The organism is Sutcliffiella tianshenii (genome assembly GCF_016908565.1).
Taxonomy (GTDB): domain Bacteria; phylum Bacillota; class Bacilli; order Bacillales; family Bacillaceae_I; genus Sutcliffiella_A; species Sutcliffiella_A tianshenii.
The window spans coordinates 529,720-551,716 of record NZ_JAFBED010000002.1 but is presented as its reverse complement, the minus strand read 5'-3'; the positions used below and the strand labels follow the sequence as shown (position 1 = coordinate 551,716).

The window sequence follows — 21,997 nt, the reverse complement described above, 5'->3', positions numbered from 1 at the left end:
AAACTCGTGTCGGAGAGGATCCGCACGAGTTTCTTTTTGCTTTTCACATTAGTCAGCAAAACATAAATAAGTTAAATAACCCAATGTTAAAAATGAGCTTACAATCAATAGAACATCATACATGTATAAAACCTCCATTATGTACTATTCACACTTATAAACGAAGCGGTTATGCAAGGATAACGCTTTTCTTAATATTAACAAAAAAAGCTAAATAAATGAATAAAAAATATTAAAATTGAGTCCCCAACCAATCATTGTTGCTAATAATGTAACATGTTTTAAGGAAAAGATACTTTCCTCTCCTAAAAAACAAGGTTAAATAGATAAAATTTTCTAACTTTTATGATATACTAGATTTACAAAATTAATGATGTACATAACAGAAAGGGAGTTCCCCATGCCGAAATGGTTGAAGAAATCGTTAGTTGTCCTTATTACTGCATTGACATTCGGTACTGTGTCGCCTCCTGCATATTTGATTGCGGACGACAATTCCGATGAATCCAATTTCAGTGATATTAATAGTAGCGAATCTGATAGTTTTTCCACGGGATTATATCAATCTCTCAAACCGCAGCTTTCCAAGGAGCAATTTCTCAATCAAGCACTAGTCCAAGCGGAAGAGCAAAGCTTTACGAAGTTCGGTTCCCGCATCGGGCCGAAAATCGAAGATGAATTCAAGGATCTGATCCTCCCAAAAATGGAGGAAGTAATCAGTACATTGGCTTTTCAGCATCCTGAAGAGGACTTAAGCAATCTAACAATTTCGGAATCTCCGGCCGGAGGGGATGGCGAAAAAATCTTTCATATCTACCATAAGGTATCAGGACAGGATATCATCCGTTTTCACGTAAGAAAGGACAACCCGCCAAAAGAGGGGTATTGGTTTAATTTCCACTACCATACACATCATGACCAATTCCAGAACCATCATGCGTTGGGGTCCATTTACTGGGCGAAGAACATGCCGCCAAAATGGCTGAGCTAAAAAGAGAGAATGAGGGGTCTGAATGAGAAAATATACTCTGCAACAGATGAGGGAGACCACAAAGAAGATGCTCGAAGATCGAGGAGTGACCATCAGGGATATTGCCGAGATTGTACTGCTTCTTCAACAAAGATATATTGTAGATGTGACTTTGGAGGACTGCATCCACAACGTGGAGAAGGTGCTTGAAAAAAGGGAGATCGTCCATGCAGTACTGACAGGACTATCATTGGATATCCTTGCTGAACAAAAGCTTCTGCCTGAACCTTTGCAGTATCTGGTGGAAACGGATGAGCCATTATATGGGATCGATGAAATCATCCCCCTTTCCATTGTAAATGTATATGGATCGATCGGATTGACGAATTTCGGTTTTCTGGATAAGGAGAAATTCGGAATCATCAAAAAGCTCGATGAACATGAAGGAGAGGAAGTCCACACTTTCATGGATGATATAGTCTGCGCACTTGCTGCAGCAGCCGCAAGCCGGATTGCCCATCGCACCAGGGACATACAAGAAGCAGCTTTGAATGAAGAGGAAATTATCGTTTAAAATCAAGAGGCTTTCCAGAAGTCAGTTATTCATGACTTTTTAGAAAGCCTTTTTTATATTCGGAATGTGAGTGAAAAGTACATAAAGGAGTAATCAGTGGCCTTTTTACACTTGAATTCCGCTGAAAAGTCCAATAGGAGCGATCTAATGGCCTTTTTACCACGTAATCTCCAAGAAAAAGTCCAATAGGAGCGATCTAATGGCCTTTTTAAACTTAAACCCCAATGAAATGTCCAATAGGAGAGCTCTAATGGACTTTTCGCATGTAAATCTCAAGAAAGGATCCAATAGGAACAATCAAATGACCTTTTTACTCACTCAGCTAATTAAAAAGTGGATGCCCTATCAATCTAATAAGATTGGAAAAAATTATATACCCTTTTCCAATCATTGTTAAACCTTTTTACCTAAAATAACATCTCAAACATAGTCTTAGATGTTATAATAGAAACATATTATACGATAATGTGAATTTTCGGAAAAAATACATAACATCTTAGAATCTCATCATCAGAAGGAGAGGGAAAATGAGCCGACGTGTTTTAGCCATTGGTCTTTTACTGATCATTACGATTATTCCGGTTTATTGGAAGGCATACGCAAGTTTGGATGCGATTTCATTAAAAAACTATCAATCTCCTACATTTAATACTCATCTTGGGGAAATACAAAATAGAGAATTGATTGAGAAACTGGTCTATGTACCGTCTGGAGAATTTGCCGAAAAAGAGGCGGCAAGCATGGTGGCCAGATTATCACATATTCCGGGTAGCATCCTAAGTATCCTGGTCCAGCAGAACATCCACCTTTATTTATTTAATGGCAGTTTGACTGAAGTGCAGGGCTTTGAGCATCTTCACGGCGTCAAGCCAAGGGGTTATAGCTTGAAAGGTTCGACCTGGGAGGAGGTTCCCGGAGTGGGGGGATCCAAGCTGGTCTTGGCAAAAATCGGGCATAGCGAAAAAGGGATGGGTCATGGCTCGGTCAATCTTGAGCTCCATGAATTGGCGCATTCCATTGACAAATATGTGCTTGGAAATGTAAGAATGAACCAGGCATTTTTGACGCTCTGGAAGGAGGAAGCACCTCAGCTTTTTCCTGGTAAGGACTATTTCCTTCATTTTCCTGAGGAGTACTTTGCAGAAACGTTCGCAATGTACTACCTTAGCGAAACCACCAAATTGGAAATTGCCATGAAAGCACCAAAGACCTTTCTATTCCTGGAGAACCTGGAGACCTCCCCCATAACTAAAGGGAATCTCCTTGGCCTTCGCACACATTGAGCATTTCATCATGAAATGCTCTTTTTTTATTATCAATATGGTAGAATAGAATCGTCGACTATTGCTTAAGAGGTGAAATTCATGAAACAATACTTAGATCTTTGTAAACATATTTTACATAACGGAACAAAAAAGGAAGATAGAACAGGTACTGGTACAATCAGTACGTTTGGGTACCAAATGAGGTACGACCTTGCAGAAGGCTTCCCTGTCGTGACAACGAAGAAGCTGCACCTGAAATCCATCATCCATGAACTGCTCTGGTTTCTTAGCGGTGATACGAATATCAAGTATCTTCAGGAAAATGGGGTCCGCATTTGGAATGAGTGGGCAGATGAAAAGGGAGATCTTGGACCTGTCTACGGCTATCAGTGGAGATCATGGCCAACACCTGATGGGAAGAGCATTGACCAGATCACGAGCGTCGTTGAACAGATAAAGAACAATCCTGATTCAAGAAGGTTGATCGTGTCCGCTTGGAATGTAGCGAATGTGGATTCGATGGCATTGCCACCATGTCATACTATGTTTCAATTCTATGTAGCAAATGGCAGATTATCCTGTCAGCTCTACCAGCGTTCAGCCGATGTTTTCCTAGGAGTTCCATTCAACATCGCATCCTATGCGCTCTTAACCATGATGGTCGCACAAGTCTGCGATTTGGAGCCTGGTGAATTCATCCATACGCTTGGTGATGCGCATATCTACACGAACCATCTTGATCAAGTGAAATTGCAGCTTGGCAGGGAACCGAAAAAACTGCCTAAAATGGAAATCAATAAAGAGGTGAAATCCCTTTTTGATTTCACCTATGAAGACTTTAACCTGGTTGGCTATGATCCGCACCCTGCAATCAAGGGAGTGGTAAGTGTATGATCTCCATGATCGTTGCAACAGACAGGAATGGTCTGATAGGCAAGGACAATGATATGCCTTGGAGGTTGCCGGAAGATCTATCGTATTTCAAGAAAATCACAACGGGCTCAACTGTGGTGATGGGGAGAAACACTTTTGAATCGATTGGAAAGCCTCTTCCAAATAGAGAGAATATCATCCTGACAAGAAATAGTGACTACCATGTGGAGGGCTGCAGAACAATATCTTCCATAGAGGCACTGAAGGGGATGGCAGAGAAAGAAGAAGAAATCTTCGTCATCGGCGGGGCAAATATCTACAAGCAGGCTTTGCCATTTACGGAAACTCTTTACCTTACCTATATTGATGAGGTGTTCGAGGGGGATACCTACTTCCCTGAAATCGACGAAAGTGATTGGAAGATGGTTTCAGAGGAAAAGGGAGTAAAGAATGAAAAGAACCCTTATGACTACTTTTTCAGGGTGTATAAGAGAAGACATTAGAGTTGTTTGAATTAGGGAGAGAAATGACATGTTACGTACGTTATGGTGGTTCACCTACTTTTTCGGCTATTTGATTTATAGTTTGCCGACTATCAAAAAGGTAAAAGGATTGGACACTTCCATGCCGGTGGAAGAGAGAGATATGATCATTCATCAAAAGCCTAAGCATTGGGCAAAAAGCCTGGTGAACATTACCGGATCCAATATCCATGTTATAGGGGAAGAGAAGGTGCCGAGCGGGCCGGTGTTGTTTGTAAGCAACCATCAAGGAAACTTCGATGTACCGATACTTATTGGATTCCTTCAGAAGCCTCTTGGATTCATTTCAAAAGTCGAGGTAAAAAAGATTCCTTTTGTTCCAAGATGGATGGAAGCGATGAATTGTGTGTTTATCGATCGCAAGGATAGAAGAAAAGCCATCCTGTCCATCAGGGAGGGAATTTCGACTTTGAAAGAGGGTCACTCTCTTGTCATCTTCCCAGAAGGAACCAGAAGCAAAGGGAATGAAATGGGAGAATTCAAAAAAGGCGGACTGAAGCTCGCTACAGAAAGCAGAGTGCCGGTTGTGCCTGTCACAATCTCAGGTTCCTATAAAATCATGGAAGAGAGCAAGTTCGGTTTTAGACCCGCTGAAGTGACTGTAACCATCAGCGATCCTATCTACATCCCGGCAGAAGGAAAAGTCGATGGAAACGAACTTGGAATCGAAATTCAAAATAGAATTAAAGAGCATTTATAATACAAAATAGCAATTTTTATTAATACAGCATGGTCACTACTGCAAGCAGTTAGTGGCTTTTGTTCTATTTAAGTATAGGAGAGATTAAACAAGGGGGAAAATGGGAGTATGTTGAAGTTGATTAAGAATGTTCATGTGTATGCACCAGAAAATCTGGGGAAAAAAGATGTTCTTTTGATCGGGGATAAAATAGGAGCAGTCGAAAATGAAATAACGCTTCATACTAATTTACAAAATTTGGAGCTGATAGATGGAGCAGGCCGATTACTTGTCCCCGGATTCATAGACGCCCATGTGCATATTACAGGTGGAGGGGGAGAAGGAAGCTATCATACCAGAACACCCGAGCTGATGCTTACTGACGCGACAACATCAGGCATCACGACAATCGTCGGTGTGCTGGGAACTGATGGGACAACAAGGACGATGACAGGGCTTATCGCCAAAGCCCGGGCCCTCGAGGAGGAGGGGATTTCCTGTTACGTTCACACAGGGTCATATCAAGTACCGGTCAAAACACTGACCGATTCCATAGAAAATGATCTCATCCTGATCGATAAAATTATTGGTGTCGGGGAAATTGCGATTGCGGATCATCGTTCCTCACAGCCTACTATGGAAGAGCTTGCAAAAATAGCTTCCAGCACCAGAGTGGGAGGCATGCTTTCAGGTAAAGGGGGCATCGTCAATATTCATGTAGGGGATAGTCCTACAAAACTTTCGCTTATTGAAAGGGTCGTGGAAGAAACGGATATTCCGATCGCCCAGTTCTATCCGACGCATATTAATCGAAATCATACCTTGTTTGAAGCAGGTATCCGTTTTGCGAAAAATGGAGGCTATGTAGATTTTACAACCAGTACAGTCCAAAGATTCCTCGATCAAGGAGAGGTCCGTTGCAGCACAGGCCTAAAAAAGATGCTCGAAGCAGGTGTGCCGATCCAAAACATCACTTTCACTTCCGACGGACAAGCAAGCCTTCCCGAATTCAATAAGCAGGGGGAGCTTATAGGATTACAGGTGGGAAAAGTGCGGTCCCTCTTTCAGGCAGTAAGAGAGGCAATCCTAGAAGAAGGTATCGCGCTCGATGTGGCTGTTAGGGTCATCACAGAAAACCCTGCGAAGATTTTGAAACTCACACAAAAAGGGACCATAGCCACAGGTAAAGATGCTGATTTGGTAATGCTTGATCCGCATGACTTGACGATACAGTCGGTATTTGCGAAAGGGAAGATGATGGTCAGTGGAGCAAAGGCGATCGTTAAAGGTACCTTTGAAGAATAAAGGAGGATTGCAATATGTGCGGAAGATTTTCTCTGACAACAGAAATCCACAAATTGCAGGAGCAGTTTTTTTTGGAAAATACTGAAGACCTTGATTTTCAGCTAAGCTATAATGTCGCACCGGGGCAGCAGGTACTTGCCGTTGTCATGGGGCAACATGGGAACAAGGCAGGATTTTTACATTGGGGCCTTGTACCAAGCTGGGCAAAAGATAAGAAAATCGGATACAAAATGATCAATGCCCGTGCAGAAACATTGCATGAAAAAGTGAGCTTTAAGCGTCTTCTCGAAAGAAGGCGGTGCCTCATTCCGGCAGATGGCTTCTTCGAATGGAAAATGGTCGAAGGAGTGAAAAAGCCTATCCGGTTCGTCATGCAGGACCATCAGCCATTTGCATTTGCCGGCCTATGGGACCGTTGGAATCATGAAGGAGAAGAATTGGTTAGCTGCACGGTCATTACGACCAGGCCGAATGAATTGGTCAAGGATGTACATGACCGGATGCCTGTCATCCTAAAAAGGGAACATCAGCAGAAATGGATTGATCAGGAGGAACACGATCTCTCCTATCTTTCCTCCATGCTTACACCTTTCGACGCCAATCTCATGGCCGCCTACGAGGTTTCCGATATCGTCAATTCACCCAAAAACAATGATTTAAGATGCATTGCACCCATATAAAATGTTTTATTTTGTCAGACTAAATATTAACACTTGTGTGAAAGATTAGGGTATAATAATGTCAAACGGGTGAAAAAGAGGATTGATATTTTGCTATGGAAAAGCCTAGAGTTCACGATTGAAAAGGGACAGAAGGTAAAAGTCATTGAAATTCCAGTATTGGAGGACGATAGCACATATCACTTTATGCTTCGTGTCAGGTTGCAGACATTTCTAGCACAAATTGTTTCGGATGATAACCCCAAACAAGTGTATTCGTTCAGGGAATATCTGCAAAAAGTGTTGAAATGGCCAGATTATTGCAATGTAGTAAAATCAGATATCCTAAAAAATAATGCATAGAGAACTAACCAAGAATGTGATAATATGGGGACAGGGTCAACACCCTGTTATTTTTTTTGTTCAAAAAGGCAAACAAGGAAAAATTTGTGACAAAATCCTGCATAATGTCGGTTTCTAGTCGAAAAATAATGATTATTGGTTTGAAGTGGCAATAAATGCAGGTATAATAATAACTAGGCTATATTTGGGGAAGTGAATTCATGAAAAATGTAAAAATAGTGACGGATTCGACCGTTGATATTGATCAATCCATCATAGATGAGCTAGGCATCAAGATTGTACCATTATCCATCACAATAGACGGAAAATCATACATAGACCGATTTGGTATCAAGCCTGATGAATTTATGAACAAAATGAAAGAATCCAAGGAACTTCCTAAAAGCTCCCAACCAGCTGTTGGTACTTTTGTGGAAACATATGATGAACTCGGTAAAGACGGAAGCAGAATCCTTTCCATCCATATGACAGGTGGAATGAGCGGAACAGTCACTTCGGCTGAGAGTGCTTCAAATATCACCGAGGCTGATGTAACGGTGGTCGACTCCCGGTTCATCTCTTTTGCCTTATCTTTTCAAGTAGTGGAGGCTGCAAGGATGGCCAAGGAAGGTAAGACGATCGAGGAGATAATGCAACGATTGGATGAAGTAAGGGCTAACACTGATCTGTTCATCATGGTGGATACACTGGATAATCTGGTGAAGGGTGGCCGGATTGGACGCGGAAAGGCCCTGATCGGCTCCTTGTTGAGCATCAAACCGATCGCCTCGCTTGCTGATGGAGTATATACACCGGTCAACAAGGTAAGAAGCCACTCCCAGGTCATTAAGTTCTATACAAGACAATTCAAGGAAGATATTGCTGGAAAAACAGTTAAGCGCGTAGGTATTGCGCATGCAGGCTGCTTGAAGCTTGCAGAAACATTAAAAGCTTCCCTGCAGGAGGTCTCGGGTTTTCAGGATGTGGAGATTGCATTCACGACACCTGTCATTTCCACCCACACAGGTCCGGGTGCCCTTGCACTCATGTATTTTGCTGAATAGCATTAAAAAAAGCTAAGGGCTGGTCCCTTAGCTTTTTTTAATGGTCAGAAGGCGGCATCGGTGTAGGTGTAGGGGAGGAATAGCCTTCCTTGTATGCCTCATCGATCCCGTCCCTGATTTCTTTAATTGATTTACCGTCCTTGTATTCCATGACCGCAGTAGCTGCAATCTCCAGGCACACTCCGCATCTAGTACCATGATCATCCCATTCTAGGGATCCATCCTCGTACACCTCATGAACGAAGCATTGGTAACTGCTTTTATGTCCGGCAGAAGTTCCGCAACCACAATAGCATGGTATGTGCTCAAGGACTTCCTGGTGTTGCGCAGCTACAGCATAGATTATTTTTATATCGTCAGATTTTTCGTCCAGGAATTTTGGTAGCTCTTGAACAGAATTCGTTTTTTCTCTAAGATCCCCTTGAAAAAAAGAGGGTTTTTCATGTTGATGATGTTCTTCCTTTTCAGGCGCTTGACCAGTGAGATCCGTCTCTGGGCTATTGGAACATCCAGTAAAAATGACTAACATGAATATCAGTGTAAATGTCATTCTTTTCATATCGCACACCTCGTTTACATAAACTATACCATTCTACTATAACATAGAGGGATTTTGGATTCTTTAACATCTTTGTGAACGAGGTGTGATGAGCAGATTTGTATCATTACCAGAATAGTAGTCCGCCCAATACAATTCCAGTAACAAAAGCAAGTGGAACAGCTACCGGGTTGTATCCATATCCGGGATAACCGCCATATCCAGGATAAAAGCCCATTCCGAAGCCATGAAGGCCTCCTCTTCTATTGGGCTGGATATATACATGGCTTGGTGACACCCTCATGATCCTTCCACAATGACTTGAGCCGTCCCTGCATCTGATCGTGACAACTTGCCCATGGTAACGTTGACACTGTTGATAAAACTGTGACATCTCTTCATCCTCCTATCGATTAGATTACATAATAGACTATTCCGCGTTTGAATGTGTTGCTTGTACGTTTGACTAGCTATATCCGATATCACCTATTAACTCAGAAAAAGGAGGATATTTTGGTGACCAGAAAAATCCTGTTATTTGCAGATTTTGGAATAGATGATATTATGGCAATCATATATGCGTACAATGAAATCAACGTAGAAATTGTGGGAGTGGTTGCCGAGTACGGAAATGTCCAGAAGAGGACGGCTATCCGTAACGCTAAATATTTGCAGGAAGTCACCGGAAGAGATGATGTCCCGCTAATAGGGGGTGCGGAACGCTCGTTGATTGGTGTGCCGCCGATCTATTATCCGGAAGTCCATGGACCTGAAGGATTTGGAGGCTTTGTCCCACTTTCGGAATTTATCCCTGAAGGGGAAGAGAATATTTTCGAAAACTTTCATCAAATATATGACATCATCGAAAAGTATGATGGAGAGCTGACTATAGTATGTGTGGGCAGGCTCACTTCATTGGCTACTTCTTTTATTCTATATCCCGAAACGGTTGCAAAAGTTAAGAAAATATTTATCATGGGTGGGGCATTCAATTTTCCCGGTAATGTGACACCAGTCGCAGAGGCAAATATTTTTGGTGATCCATATGCAGCAAATATTGTATTCAATTTTGCAGAAGACTTGACCATCTTTCCATTGAATGTCACACAACAGGCAATACTGACATATGACATGGTCAATTACATCGACCAGGTGAATAAGGAGGCAAACAACAAGCTTGGTCAGATCATCAAGCCGATGATGGACTATTACTGGCAGTTCTATAAGTCCCAGATACCTACCATAACTGGCGCACCACTGCATGACGTCATAACATTATGGGCAGTATTCAATGAGCAGCATATCAAATATGTAAAAAAACCCGTCAGTGTAGTAACGGCATCTGGAAATGCTTTCGGACAGACGGTTGGTGACTTCCGGGATTTTGTCCAGCTTTCGGAGAAACCTGTCCATCGGATAGCGGTAGAGTTTGACTATTCCAAGTTTATTAGTCGCGTAGTGGAAGTGCTGACAACTGAATTGATCTCTTAGGCGAAAAGTCACCTCTTAATGAATAGGAGATGACTTTTTTCATATTCTTTATCGTTCTGGCTATCCTATCCATATAGAAGTTTGCCGGAAAGGATGTAACTGATGGATTCTTATGCTTCCCTGTCAAGGCTTGGCAAAGAGGAGATAAAGGATTATTTCAAAGAAAAGCTTCATCATAGTCCAGATCTGTATTTTTATGAGTTGCCGGTAAAGGAATCAACATTATTGTTTATATATATGAAGAATTTAGTTGATGATTCAACGCTTAGTCAGTTCATACTCTCACCGATTATAGGAAATCTTGCATGTTTCAATTCAGAAATGAGCGAACTCAGATACAAACTTTTGGTGACAGATACAATACTTACAGAAGATGGCGAAGTTGCAATCAAGAATATATTGGACGGATATGTTTATATTTTCTCCAATCATGGTGAAACAGGGATCTTGGCCAATGTCGCCAAGAAGGTCGAACGCGGTTTAGAGAAGGCGGAGACGGAATCGCTTGTGTTCGGTCCGAAGATTTCCTTCACGGAGTCACTGAGCACGAATATCAGTATCGTACGCCAGAATATCCTTCTTGACGATCTTTGCACAAGGAAGCTGACAGTTGGAAAAAGGAATGAGACAGAGATCCGGTTGGTATATATAAAAGGGATTGCTGATGATGAATCGGTGGCATACATAGAAGATAAAATTACGAAACTTGAAGTGAAGGAAATCCTGGACACTTCCGTATTGGCCCAACTGATAGAAGACAACAGTTATTCCGTTTTCCCTCAATATCTGCAGACAGAGCTCCCTGACCGTGTTACCTATAGCCTTGAAAGAGGAATGATTGCTGTTTTTGTGGATAGAAGCCCGATGGTGCTATTGGGACCGGCTACTCTTTTCAATTTTTTTGAATCCACGGAAGATGTATATATGCGTTGGAATATGGGGAGCTTTATTCGATCTCTCCGCTACCTGACGATGTTCTTGTCTATACTATTGACTCCTGCCTATGTGGCAATCATTACATACCATTATGAAATGATACCATCGACATTGATTGTTTCTTTGGGTGAGTCCCGTTCCAAGGTGCCGTTTTCGCCGATATTGGAAGCATTCTTGCTGGAGATCATGATCGAACTTTTAAGGGAGGCTGGCGCAAGACTGCCGACGAAGGTTGGTCAAACAATGGGTATCGTAGGCGGGATTGTACTAGGACAAGCTGCTGTGGAAGCTGGATTTACAAGTAATATCCTCATTATCGTCGTTGCACTCAGTGCGCTTGGGTCTTTTACTGCCCCAAGTTATTTAATGGGTACTGCAATCAGAATCACGAGATTCCCGATCTTGATCCTAGGAGGTCTATGGGGCGGAGTGGGGATAGCAATCGGACTATGCTTCATTCTGATTCATCTATTAAGGCTTTCGAGTGCGGGAAAACCATATTTAAGGCCGGTGTACCCGCTTGATTTAAAAAGGGTGAAAAATACCGTATTAAGAATTCCTGTAGAAATGATGAAAACCAATCCAGATAAAAGAGGTTTCTTCTCCTTTAACGGAAAATACTCCAAAGATATTGATGAATAGGGTGGTCAAGGATGAACACTCCCACAAAGGTAAAAAAACAATTTCTGGTGCAAGCATTTTTAATCTTCTTTGTTGTGCACACGAACCAGACAGGGGTGGGGATTGCAGGGGTAGAAAGAATTTTATTCTTTGAGGCCAAGCAGGATGCATGGATCTCCCTGATCTTCAGTTATATAGGAATGGCTCTCACCATTGCTGCCATGTGCTATATTTTACGCTCATTTAAAGATAAGGATCTATACGACATCCATGTATCCCTATTCGGCAAGTTGTTTGGAAACATGATGAACATCCTTTATATCACGTATTTATTGGCCGGGTTATTGGCAATCATCCTCGGTTATACGGAGATTGTCCAGGCATGGATCTTCCCTGATATGAAGACCTGGGTCATTTCATCGTTTTTGCTCTTTTTGACTATATATGGTGTTTTTGGGGGAGTGCGCACCATTGTGGGAGTGAGCTTTATCACTTTCTTTTTAGCCATCTGGCTGCTGCTTTTGATATATGAGCCCATCCGGTTTATGGATTGGACCAATTTCCTACCAGTGATGGAGGCCTCTCCCAAGGAAATAATGAAGGGGGCTTATAAATCATCATTTACTGTATTGGGGCTTGAAATCCTTTTCTTCATCTATCCCTTTATATGGAATAAGGAGAAAGTGCATTTCTATGCCCAAGCTGGTGTCCTCTTCACTTTTTTACAAATTCTTCTATTAATGATCGTGTCCATTGGATACTACAGTGGTGAACAGCTTGAAAAGACAATCTGGGCAACACTCTCCATGTTTAAAATCATTCAATTTCCCAACCTGGAGTGCTTTGAATTTTTTGCGGTTTCCATGTGGTTGGTCATCATCTTGCCTAACATCCTATTCATGATGTGGGCGGCAAGCAGAGGACTGAAAAAGATTACAAAAATGAAGCAAAGAAAGATTGTGGTGGGATGTGCGGCAGTATTGATTGGGTTGACGTCGATCTTCAATAGGAGAGTTGAAAATAATGAATACATTGATGCAGTCGGACTTTATGGTTTTAGTATTGTTTTTGTCTATACTGCGATTTTATTTTCAATTGTATTTATACGCAATCGGGTACTGGCAAGGAGGAGGACGGGATGAAGCAATTTAAACTGATAAGCATATTGGCCTGTTCCATCTTCTTGGGTGGCTGCCTTCAACAAAAACCTCTTGAAGAATTGGGCTTGGTGACTGCCATGGGCTATGACAAAGAGGATGAATTGCTTAGGGGTACCATCGTATACTATGAATTCGATCCGCTCCATACGAATGATTCCAAGATGGTTTCCACTCTTTCTAATACAAGTAAGGGGATCCGTCAGAAGGAAAACCTATCATCAAGCAGGAAACTGGTATCAGGTCAATTAAGGATCGCCATCTACGGAGAAGAACTGGCGAAGGAAGGGATTATTGCATATATCGATACACTCTCCAGAGATTCAGAAGTAGGAACCATGGTTTATTTATCAGTTGCGGAAAATTCAGCTTATGAATTGATTCACAACTCCCAGCAATCTGAGGAAATTACGAATGTTGGTACATATTTATACGATTTAATCAGCCAGAATGTGGAAGCTGAATCACTTGTTTCGCCGACCCTTCATGAATTTATGCAATGCTACTATAGTGAAGGAAGGGATCCTGTACTGCCTTTGCTCGATTTTTCAGATGATACGCTGCGTATAAAGGGTCTTGCACTATTCAAAGATGACAAGATGCAAGGATCAATCGATACAGATAAGTCCTTCTATCTGAAGCTCCTACTGGACCCGTACAGAGCGGGAACAATCGAAATTTCACTCCCGAAAAATGATATGGGGAATCACATCAAAAAGAGGGAGCAGGTACAAAATAAAGCTGAAAACCTGTTTGTTTCACTAGATCATCTGGAGAGTTCAGTGGATATAAAGCTCGAGGATGCAAAAGCAAATGAATATAGTATAAAGGTGGATGTGGTTACAAGAATGCAGGAAATTTCAGAGGATTATGATCTTGGAAACCCAAAAGCCTTGATAGTTTTGGAAAAGGCAATCAGTAAAGTGATGGAGAGAAAAATGGAAAAGATTATAGCGGAGTTTCAAAGTCTTGGGGTAGATCCAATCGGCTTTGGCAACTACTACAGATCAAAGGTCGGATATGAGAAGTTTTCAAGGGATAAATGGCAGGGAATCTATCCAGGAGCTACTTTTAATATCGAAGTGAAAACCAAAATATTGCGTACAGGAGTCATGGATTAGAGAGCAGCGCTTGCTCTCTTTTTTTGGTTGAAAAGTTATGGTTATTAAAAAATTTTGGAAATGTTTGAAACTTTTTACGACCCATTTCGTCAAAGATATAGTTATCCTGCCAGAACTGCTTTAAAATGGAAATATCAAGGATGTAAAGAGAAAAGTTTTTATGATCAATAGGGGGAAGCAACTTGAGAAAAGTGGAGAATTTCAAAAAAATCATTGTCTTATTAATATTCTGTTTTGTTCTACTTCCGGGAATGCCAAGTGCAGAAGCAAAGCTGGAAGTGAAAATCGAATATGGGGTGGACAATAAAGTCCAAATGGGCAAAGGACATCCCGTTAAAATCGAGATGAAAAATAATGGTGATGCCGTAAAAGGCGACTTAGTCATATTCACAAGTCCTACATATAACATGGCAGGAAGCTATGTCATACCGGTGGAACTGGAATCTGGCGGCTCGAAGGTCATCGATCTTTCGGTCAAAGGCAGTACAGACCAGTATTCCTACGGGTATAACGGAAACCCCACTGATACAATAAGCTTCTATGAAGGCGGCGTGGAAAATGGCAAGGAAGTGAAATTGAGTGGCAATGCAAATGCCAAGCCCCGCTTCATGGCCGATAACCGCCTGATATTGGGTGTTCTAAGCAATAATCATGACGCAGTCAATTATATGAAGCTTGTAAAATATCAAAATGAAGCGATGGAGTTACTGAACATCAAACAGGAACATATCCCGACAGAATCATTCGGCCTTGAAATGTTCGATGTCATCCTTATACACGACTTTCCTATATCTACTTTAACTTCAGCACAGCAAAAAGCTTTAAAAGAATGGGTCACCAATGGAGGGTCCATCGTCTATGACTCCAAAATAAGCATGGCACAGGATTTTGGGGAACTGACAGATCTTCTATTAATTGATCCAATCAAAGAAACAAATATAACAGCCCTTAACAGTGAAAGCACATTTCCCAATCTTCCTGTCTATACCGGGGAGATGAAATATGACGATGTTAAGGTACTTGTAAAAGAGGGCGAAACACCATTAACGGTATTGAAGACTTTTGGAGCAGGTACCGTCACCCAGGTAACAAGCAGTCTATCAAATGCTGCGTGGAGCGGGTGGGATGGTGTAGGAACATGGTGGAACAGTATCATGCAAAAGGCATCCACTAAAAATGTTGCAACATACAAGGCACCGCTTCTTGAAGAGATATCGCATCAGCTAAGCGCAATAGGTGAAACTTTCCCAGGTTCAATTGTATCCGTTCCATTGTTGATAGGAGCATTTGTACTCTATCTCATCATTTTGATACCTGTTCTTTATTTTATTTTAAAGAAAACCGATAAAAGGGAACATGCATGGTGGATCATCCCTGGCATTGCGGTATTTACCAGTGTAGCGGTATTCGGAATAGGTGCAAAGGATAGGATTGCAGGCACTCAAATCAATGAATCAAGCATCCTTGTATTGAATGGGGAAACAAAATACGCTTCTGGCTTCGGCGTGGCATCCATCCTGACAAACAGTGGCGGCAAATACCGTGTTGAAACGGAGCATGAACAGACAGATTTCTTCCCGGTGACCTATGGCTATAACGATAATATCGATCTTATGAAAAATTATGCTTATTTGCAGGCAGGCGGAAATGGAACCGATATTACATTCAACGATGTGGAATACTGGTCCATTAGAACAAGTGTGGGAAATGTCAATAATGTGGAACTTGGGGCATGGGACTACGAGTTGACCGTAAAAGACGGTAAAGTGGTTGGGAATATCCAAAACGGATTAACTTATGAATTGCAGGACGCCTACCTCCTTTCAGGAAGATACGCCCAAAAACTTGGTAGTATCAAGGCAGGCGAAGCAAAGCAAATAGAATTTGACATACCGAAAGGAAATATAGCGAATGTACTTGCATCTCCCAATTATGCGGCATTAACCAATGCTTTCCCGGATTTCAGCAACAGCATGTATCAACAGGGTGGTCCTATGCAGATTGAAAAATCAGAACTTCAATCTTACAAGCAATTTCAAATGCTCGATATGCTACTGAACAGAAAAAATGTCTTTTCTGAAACAGATCAGCCAATAATTGTAGGGTATATTACGCAAGATCTATTAGGAACGAAAGTTAATGGGAAAAAATCAAATAACCATTCCTTGCATTTGGTGGCAATCCCAGTAACGATCAATAATGACGGATCTGGAAGCTTCAGCTTTTCTGAAGAGCAGTTCAGTCCGAAAATAGCGATAACTGAAGGAGAGTCAGGAAACATATTCCATAACGGCCTGGATTACGGTGAACCATTCATCCATGTGAGTGATGGAAGCTATACAATCTCCTATCAGTTGCCAGAAATGATCTCAAAGGATAGGGATAGCTTCACTAAACTGAAGCTTAAGCTGAAGACAAGGGACGGAAATCTTGAGTATTTCATCAAAAACCAGAAAACAGGGGAGCTTATCTCTTTGGAAAACAAAAGCAGTATAACGATTGAAGAAGAGGTAAAGGATTTAATTTCAAATCAAAACGGCATAGATCTAGTCATTAAGGCCCCGGTGAATTTTGAAGAACAATTGGAAATACCGGGAATCGAGCTAGAGGGAGAGTTAAGTCAATGATAGAAACAGTCAATCTTACAAAAAAGTACGGCAAATTTACAGCTTTGGATTCATTGAACCTCAAGGTGGAGAAGGGAACAGTATTCGGGTTCGTGGGACATAATGGAGCGGGCAAGTCGACTACTTTCTCGATCCTCTCCACCCTTTTGGCTCCTACAAGCGGAACTGCTTATGTTAATGGGTATGATGTATGCGAGAATCCAAAAATGGTACGAAAATTCATTGGCTATATGCCGGATTTCTTCGGTGTATATGATCAATTCCGGGCAGATGAATATCTTGACTTTTATGGAGCAAGCTACGGTATCCCATATGAGGAAAGACAGAAACTGATCCCTCAGTTATTGGAGCTTGTGAATTTGACAGATAAAAAGGATGCATATGTTGATGTGCTATCCCGTGGGATGAAGCAAAGACTTTGCCTTGCCAGGGCACTGATCCATGATCCAGAGGTACTTATTTTGGATGAACCGGCATCCGGACTCGATCCGAGAGCAAGGATCGAAATGAGGGAGATATTAAGGGAACTGAAGCATATGGGTAAAACCATCATGATTTCCTCACATATCCTCCCGGAGCTTGCCGAAATGTGTGATGAAATCGGTGTCATCAATGGAGGGAAGCTTGTGGCGACAGGCCGGGTGGAGCAAATCCATCAGCAGCTTCAGGCAAACAAGGTGTTAAAGGTCCTCGTGACAGGAAATATGGAGGGAGCAATCCGATTTTTTGAAGATTGTCCTTCTGTGTCAAATATCCAGGTCAATGAACAAAAGGAAAACCTCCTCTCCTTCTCCTTTGAAGGGTCGGACGCGGAACAGGTGGAACTTTTGAAAAATGCACTTGGAAAGGGCATCATGATCCTAAGCTTCAGTCAGGAAGAATCCAATTTGGAAGACATCTTCTTAGAAATAACAAAGGGTGTGGAATAAATGAGGTCACAACTGATCAACCCCATGTTGAACAAAGAGTTCAAATTACGGTTTCGAAGCTTTAAAAGCTTTTTGGGGATATTCTTTTATTTAGCGGTACTGGGTTTGATCGCATTGTTTTTCATCTATATGGAAACGCGATACAGCTCGATGGGGATGTTCCGCCCCGAAAACAGTAAGAATATGTTCATGATTTTGGCTTTTGTACAGCTTGCTCTAATTTTCTTCATGACACCAGGCCTTACAGCAGGCATCATCAGCAGCGAAAGGGAAAAGCAGACCTTGAATATACTTCTGACGACACAACAGTCCTCTACAAGCATAATCGTAAGCAAGCTTGCATCGTCCTTGTCTTTTTTATTGCTGATTGTTTTATCTAGCCTGCCGCTTTATAGTATCGTGTTTCTCTTTGGAGGAATCTCTCCAAAACTGTTGTTCATGACGTTTGGAATCTATCTGCTTTCCATGATCACGCTAGGCAGCATCGGGGTCTTTTTCTCGACCTTCATCAGAAAAACGATCGTTGCCATGGTCTGCACATATGGGGTAGCTTTCTTTTTTGCAGCAGGGACAGCTGTAATCACCATGTTCTTAATGAGTTTCCTTTCATTTGGCGGTGCTGGTGGAGGGCCGCTGGTCAATCCGGCACCTTACTTTATCGCGATGCTGAATCCTTTTGTACTATTGATGCTCGCTTTCGAACCGGGTTTTGAAATGGAATTTCAGCGTATTACCGGTATGGAAACATCTTTGGGACTCGGGTTCATTCTATCTTATATCATTATATCTATCGGGCTGGTCATATTGAGCATTCGGAAGCTGCGTCCAAATATGAAGCCTCGTAAAGGGAAGGGAAAAAATGAAGGATAAAGAACAACTTATCGTTTTTCTTCGTTCCATTCGAAAAAAGCTGCGGATCCAAAGGCTCTCCAGGCAGGCACAGCTGTCCTGGCTCTTCGGTTCCTGCGCATTTCTCCTCATCGTTTTGATCGGGAGGATTGTTGTCACACCATATATGATTGAAAAAGCATTGATCCTTGGAGGCATTGTGTTCTTCATTTCCTTATTCTTTTATTGGAGAAAAAGGCCGTCCAACTATGATGCAGCCAAGTTTTCCGATCAGATATTGAAAGAGGATAGGCTTGTCACCACACTGGATTTTGCCAAAGAATCATCATTCCTGGCAGAGTTACAACGAAAAGAAGCTCTGCAGCATCTCAGGCAACATGAAAGGGAGATAAAGGATATCAAGCTGAAGCATTTCTATGGGAAAGTCCTGGTAACGTCCATGGTGACAATTTGTTTGGCGATCCTGCTGATTGTGTTGCCGAATGCAAAAATGCTGGAAGCGGAAGCAGTCGAGAAAGAGAAGGAAATTATCGAGGAAACGAAAGAAGAGTTGAAAAAATCGACGGAAAAAGATAAAGACAAACAAGGTATAAAAGATGATCTGGAAAAATTAAAAGACCTTGAAAAATCAGATGATCCAAATGAACTCTTAAAGGAACTGATGAAAAGAGAAAACGAACTTAATGAAAAACTGAAGGAATTAAAGGAAAAAGAACAAAAATTAAAGGAGCTTGCAAAGAACAGTCCAGAGAATTCATTGGCTAACCTTGCATTGAACGGTAAGGACGAAGAACTCCAAAAAAGACTGAACGAGCTGAAGAAGAACAGTGATAATCTTACCGAAGAGGAAAAAGAAGAACTGAAGCAATTGGCTGAGAACCTCCTCGATAAAGAGAAAACTGACTTGGAGCAATTATCCGCTGAAGAACTGGCAGCATTAATGGAACAGCTAGAGCAGCTTCTGCAGGACGCTGCCTCCATGGAGCAGCTTGAAAGCCTGCAAAGTTCCCTGCAATCTGCAGCGACAAATCAATATGCCAAAATGTCACAGGCTGGAATGAACCCAACTAAGCTCACACTATCTAATTCCAAGCAAAACACTCCTTCCACCCAGACAGCCCAAGGGCAGCAGGGTCAAGGCCAGGGTCAGGGTCAAGGTCAAGGTCAAGGCCAAGGTCAGGGTCAAGGCCAAGGCCAGGGTCAAGGCCAGGGTCAAGGTCAAGGCCAAGGTCAAGGTCAAGGCCAGGGTCAAGGGAGTGGAAGCGGGAGTGGAAGTGGCGGCGGCGGAACCGCACCAGGTACCGGCGCTGGAGGTCAGACGCTTACTGTCCCGTCCTATATTGCCGGTGAAAGCAGGACGGAAACGGATTCAGGACCAACAGGGGACGGAAACTCCAATTTTGAGGACGCAGAGGACTCCCCTGTTTTAAAGGGCGAGGTCCGTAATTACGATGAAGTGTATTCTTCCTATGAAAAGAGCTATCGGGAATCCTTGGAACGCATGAATCTGCCATCAAGGCTCGAAGATATCGTCAAACAATATTTTAGCGAAATGGATCCGAAGGGAGTCAATTAAGTGATAAGTTTGGAAGAGAAAGAGAAGGAATTAAAGTATTTTCAAGATTCATTGTCAGAAATTCAGAAGGAAATAGGTAAAGTGATTGTCGGACAGGAAGAGGTCATCCAGCAACTGCTTTGGGCGATGGTATCAGACGGTCACGCATTGCTTGAAGGGATGCCTGGTGTTGGTAAGACGATGTTGATCAGGACCATTTCAGAGGTCCTGGATTTCCGGTTTTCGAGGATTCAGTTTACCCCGGATCTCATGCCATCAGATATTACTGGTACAAAAATGATTGAAATCCATGATACCGGGAAGCAATCCTTCGTTTTCCACGAAGGTCCCATCTTTTCCAATATCGTCCTGGCTGATGAAATCAACCGTGCCACACCAAAAACCCAGAGTTCATTGCTTGAGGCGATGGCAGAAAAGACTGTCACCATCATGGGGGAAACCCGTAAGGTTGCCTCCCCATTCTTCGTGCTGGCTACCCAGAACCCTATTGATATGGAAGGGACCTATCCATTACCGGAAGCACAGATGGACCGATTCCTATTGAAAATCAATATGGATTATCCGAAAAAAGAGGAACTCTATGAAATTATCAACAGGACGACAGGTACCTCTTCCTATAAGGTAAGTAAATTGCTCGATACAGGCAAAATGCAGAAGATCCAGGAGGCCGTGAAAGAGATCCTGGTATCAAAAGAACTATTGGACTATACGGTGAATCTTATCATGGCTACACATCCGGCAGATGAAAATGCAAGTGAGATGGTCAAGAAATATGTCCGCTATGGCGTAGGGCCCCGTGGTATCCAAAGTTTGATCAAAGTGGCAAAAGCAAGGGCGTTTTGTTCTGGGCGTTTTCATATCTCCAAGGGGGATATCAAGCATGCCGTTTTCCCGGTATTGCGTCATCGCCTGTTCTTGAATTTTGAAGGGGAAGCTTCAGGGGTGAAAGAGGACAGCATATTGGAAGACGTGATCAGCCACATGGATAAACGTTCAAATGACAGGTAAAACCATATGTTAAATGGATCAATTACAAAGCAGCTCCAGTCCTATTCCCTTCAGGCAAGCAAACTGAAAAGAAGCTGGCACAAAGGCACCAGGAAATCAAAGAGATTTGGCGCTTCCCACGATTTTTCCGACTATAGGATGTATCAACAGGGAGATGATCTGCGCCAGGTGGATTGGAATATCTATGCCAGAACACAAAAGCACTATATTAAGAGATATTTAGACGAACAGGAACTCATTGCTTCCATTTATTTGGATTGCACATATAGCATGTCCATTGCACCTGAAAAATGGAGATTGGCCAAAACACTTGCCGCCTCTTTTGCGTATTTAGGTCTTTGCCAGGATGATAGGGTTTCAGTGATCGGTGTACATGGCGAGCAGTCTCCTTATCTATACCGGAAGGGGAAAGCAAACCTTTTTCAAATGATGCAATACGTGGAAGACCTCAGCCCAAAAGAATCCAACTCCCTCTTTTCAGAAGCCGTAGCAGGCTATGTGCAAAGAAAATGCAGTATTTCCATTGTGATCAGTGACCTGATGGAGCCATTGGAATCCATATTCCATGTCCTCAAGTTGATACAGGCCAATAGACAGGAGATCTACCTCATACAGGTGCTGGACCAGGAGGAGTTGGATCCAAGCTTGGAAGGGGATTATATGCTGGTGGACAGTGAAACAAACCAGGAGGTCAACGTAACGATATCCGATTATACAAAGAACCAATATAAGCTGAGAATGAAAAACAGGATGGAAGCCCTTGAAAGCTTCTGTTTTGATAGGGGCATTTCCTATCTGACATGCAGCACAAAGGAAAACGTCGAAGATATTCTCTTTAAAAGAATGACCTCATTAGGTTGGATTAGGTGAT

At 42.3% G+C, this 21,997-nt stretch carries 22 protein-coding genes; 20 read left to right on the top strand and 2 right to left on the bottom strand.

The genetic code is table 11. The features are described from left to right. The first annotated feature begins 400 nt into the window (after positions 1 to 400). The 10 genes from JOC95_RS06275 to JOC95_RS06230 all read left to right on the top strand — a co-directional run bounded on the left by JOC95_RS06275 (position 401) and on the right by JOC95_RS06230 (position 8,273). A complete protein-coding gene (locus JOC95_RS06275) occupies positions 401 to 991 on the top strand; it encodes a YpjP family protein (protein ID WP_204414466.1) in 591 nt (196 codons plus the stop codon). A 22-nt stretch (positions 992 to 1,013) separates the two neighbouring features. Continuing rightward, positions 1,014 to 1,544 (top strand): phosphatidylglycerophosphatase A family protein, encoded by a 531-nt coding sequence (locus JOC95_RS06270; protein ID WP_204414464.1) that lies wholly within the window; start codon positions 1,014 to 1,016, stop codon positions 1,542 to 1,544. Between the two features lie 527 nt (positions 1,545 to 2,071). Further along, positions 2,072 to 2,827, top strand: a complete 756-nt coding sequence (locus JOC95_RS06265) for an anthrax toxin lethal factor-related metalloendopeptidase (RefSeq protein WP_204414462.1) — start codon at positions 2,072 to 2,074, stop codon at positions 2,825 to 2,827. An 81-nt stretch (positions 2,828 to 2,908) separates the two neighbouring features. Next, positions 2,909 to 3,703: a thymidylate synthase gene (locus tag JOC95_RS06260; protein WP_204414460.1), complete on the top strand. Its 795-nt coding sequence runs from the start codon at positions 2,909 to 2,911 to the stop codon at positions 3,701 to 3,703. After that, positions 3,700 to 4,185 carry a dihydrofolate reductase gene (locus JOC95_RS06255; RefSeq protein ID WP_204414458.1) on the top strand — a complete coding sequence of 162 codons (486 nt, stop codon included), beginning with the start codon at positions 3,700 to 3,702 and terminating at the stop codon, positions 4,183 to 4,185. Before JOC95_RS06260 ends, JOC95_RS06255 begins: the two co-directional genes overlap by 4 nt. A gap of 28 nt (positions 4,186 to 4,213) precedes the next feature. Next, positions 4,214 to 4,924, top strand: coding sequence for a lysophospholipid acyltransferase family protein (locus JOC95_RS06250; RefSeq protein ID WP_204414456.1), 711 nt, complete (start codon positions 4,214 to 4,216; stop codon positions 4,922 to 4,924). Between the two features lie 108 nt (positions 4,925 to 5,032). Then, positions 5,033 to 6,208, top strand: coding sequence for a beta-aspartyl-peptidase (gene iadA, locus JOC95_RS06245; protein ID WP_204414454.1), 1,176 nt, complete (start codon positions 5,033 to 5,035; stop codon positions 6,206 to 6,208). Between the two features lie 14 nt (positions 6,209 to 6,222). Next, entirely contained in the window at positions 6,223 to 6,888 is a 666-nt protein-coding gene (locus tag JOC95_RS06240; RefSeq protein ID WP_204414453.1) for an SOS response-associated peptidase, read from the top strand. 90 nt (positions 6,889 to 6,978) lie between these two features. Continuing rightward, on the top strand, positions 6,979 to 7,230 hold the full coding sequence (locus tag JOC95_RS06235; RefSeq protein WP_204414452.1) for a DUF2535 family protein: 252 nt from the start codon (positions 6,979 to 6,981) through the stop codon (positions 7,228 to 7,230). Positions 7,231 to 7,430: 200 nt separating this feature from the next. Then, the gene (locus JOC95_RS06230) at positions 7,431 to 8,273 is read left to right on the top strand and encodes a DegV family protein (RefSeq protein WP_204414451.1); all 843 of its coding nucleotides are present in this window, start codon (positions 7,431 to 7,433) and stop codon (positions 8,271 to 8,273) included. A 37-nt stretch (positions 8,274 to 8,310) separates the two neighbouring features. Here JOC95_RS06230 and JOC95_RS06225 read toward each other — a convergent pair whose 3' ends face one another. Next, positions 8,311 to 8,832, bottom strand: a complete 522-nt coding sequence (locus JOC95_RS06225; protein ID WP_239582718.1) for a PCYCGC domain-containing protein — start codon at positions 8,830 to 8,832, stop codon at positions 8,311 to 8,313. Positions 8,833 to 8,938: 106 nt separating this feature from the next. Next, entirely contained in the window at positions 8,939 to 9,205 is a 267-nt protein-coding gene (locus tag JOC95_RS06220; protein ID WP_204414450.1) for a hypothetical protein, read from the bottom strand. Positions 9,206 to 9,327: 122 nt separating this feature from the next. On the opposite strand from JOC95_RS06220, the gene JOC95_RS06215 reads away from it, so the two are divergent. The 10 genes from JOC95_RS06215 to JOC95_RS06170 all read left to right on the top strand — a co-directional run bounded on the left by JOC95_RS06215 (position 9,328) and on the right by JOC95_RS06170 (position 21,996). Further along, a complete protein-coding gene (locus JOC95_RS06215; protein WP_204414449.1) occupies positions 9,328 to 10,302 on the top strand; it encodes a nucleoside hydrolase in 975 nt (324 codons plus the stop codon). A gap of 102 nt (positions 10,303 to 10,404) precedes the next feature. Continuing rightward, positions 10,405 to 11,880: a spore germination protein gene (locus tag JOC95_RS06210; RefSeq protein WP_204414448.1), complete on the top strand. Its 1,476-nt coding sequence runs from the start codon at positions 10,405 to 10,407 to the stop codon at positions 11,878 to 11,880. Between the two features lie 11 nt (positions 11,881 to 11,891). Next, entirely contained in the window at positions 11,892 to 13,001 is a 1,110-nt protein-coding gene (locus JOC95_RS06205) for a GerAB/ArcD/ProY family transporter (protein WP_204414446.1), read from the top strand. Beyond that, on the top strand, positions 12,998 to 14,137 hold the full coding sequence (locus JOC95_RS06200) for a Ger(x)C family spore germination protein (protein ID WP_204414443.1): 1,140 nt from the start codon (positions 12,998 to 13,000) through the stop codon (positions 14,135 to 14,137). Before JOC95_RS06205 ends, JOC95_RS06200 begins: the two co-directional genes overlap by 4 nt. A 182-nt stretch (positions 14,138 to 14,319) precedes the next feature. Then, the gene (locus JOC95_RS06195) at positions 14,320 to 16,764 is read left to right on the top strand and encodes a hypothetical protein (RefSeq protein ID WP_204414441.1); all 2,445 of its coding nucleotides are present in this window, start codon (positions 14,320 to 14,322) and stop codon (positions 16,762 to 16,764) included. Continuing rightward, positions 16,761 to 17,693: an ABC transporter ATP-binding protein gene (locus JOC95_RS06190; protein WP_204414439.1), complete on the top strand. Its 933-nt coding sequence runs from the start codon at positions 16,761 to 16,763 to the stop codon at positions 17,691 to 17,693. The genes JOC95_RS06195 and JOC95_RS06190 overlap by 4 nt, the downstream gene beginning before the upstream one ends. Beyond that, complete coding sequence (locus JOC95_RS06185) at positions 17,694 to 18,563, top strand: ABC transporter permease (protein WP_204414437.1); 870 nt, start codon at positions 17,694 to 17,696, stop codon at positions 18,561 to 18,563. It begins immediately after the preceding gene. Continuing rightward, positions 18,553 to 20,118, top strand: a complete 1,566-nt coding sequence (locus JOC95_RS06180) for a hypothetical protein (RefSeq protein WP_204414435.1) — start codon at positions 18,553 to 18,555, stop codon at positions 20,116 to 20,118. The genes JOC95_RS06185 and JOC95_RS06180 overlap by 11 nt, the downstream gene beginning before the upstream one ends. Continuing rightward, positions 20,119 to 21,126, top strand: a complete 1,008-nt coding sequence (locus JOC95_RS06175; protein WP_204414433.1) for an AAA family ATPase — start codon at positions 20,119 to 20,121, stop codon at positions 21,124 to 21,126. It begins immediately after the preceding gene. 6 nt (positions 21,127 to 21,132) lie between these two features. Continuing rightward, on the top strand, positions 21,133 to 21,996 hold the full coding sequence (locus JOC95_RS06170) for a DUF58 domain-containing protein (RefSeq protein ID WP_204414432.1): 864 nt from the start codon (positions 21,133 to 21,135) through the stop codon (positions 21,994 to 21,996). The last annotated feature ends 1 nt before the right edge of the window (position 21,997 follow it).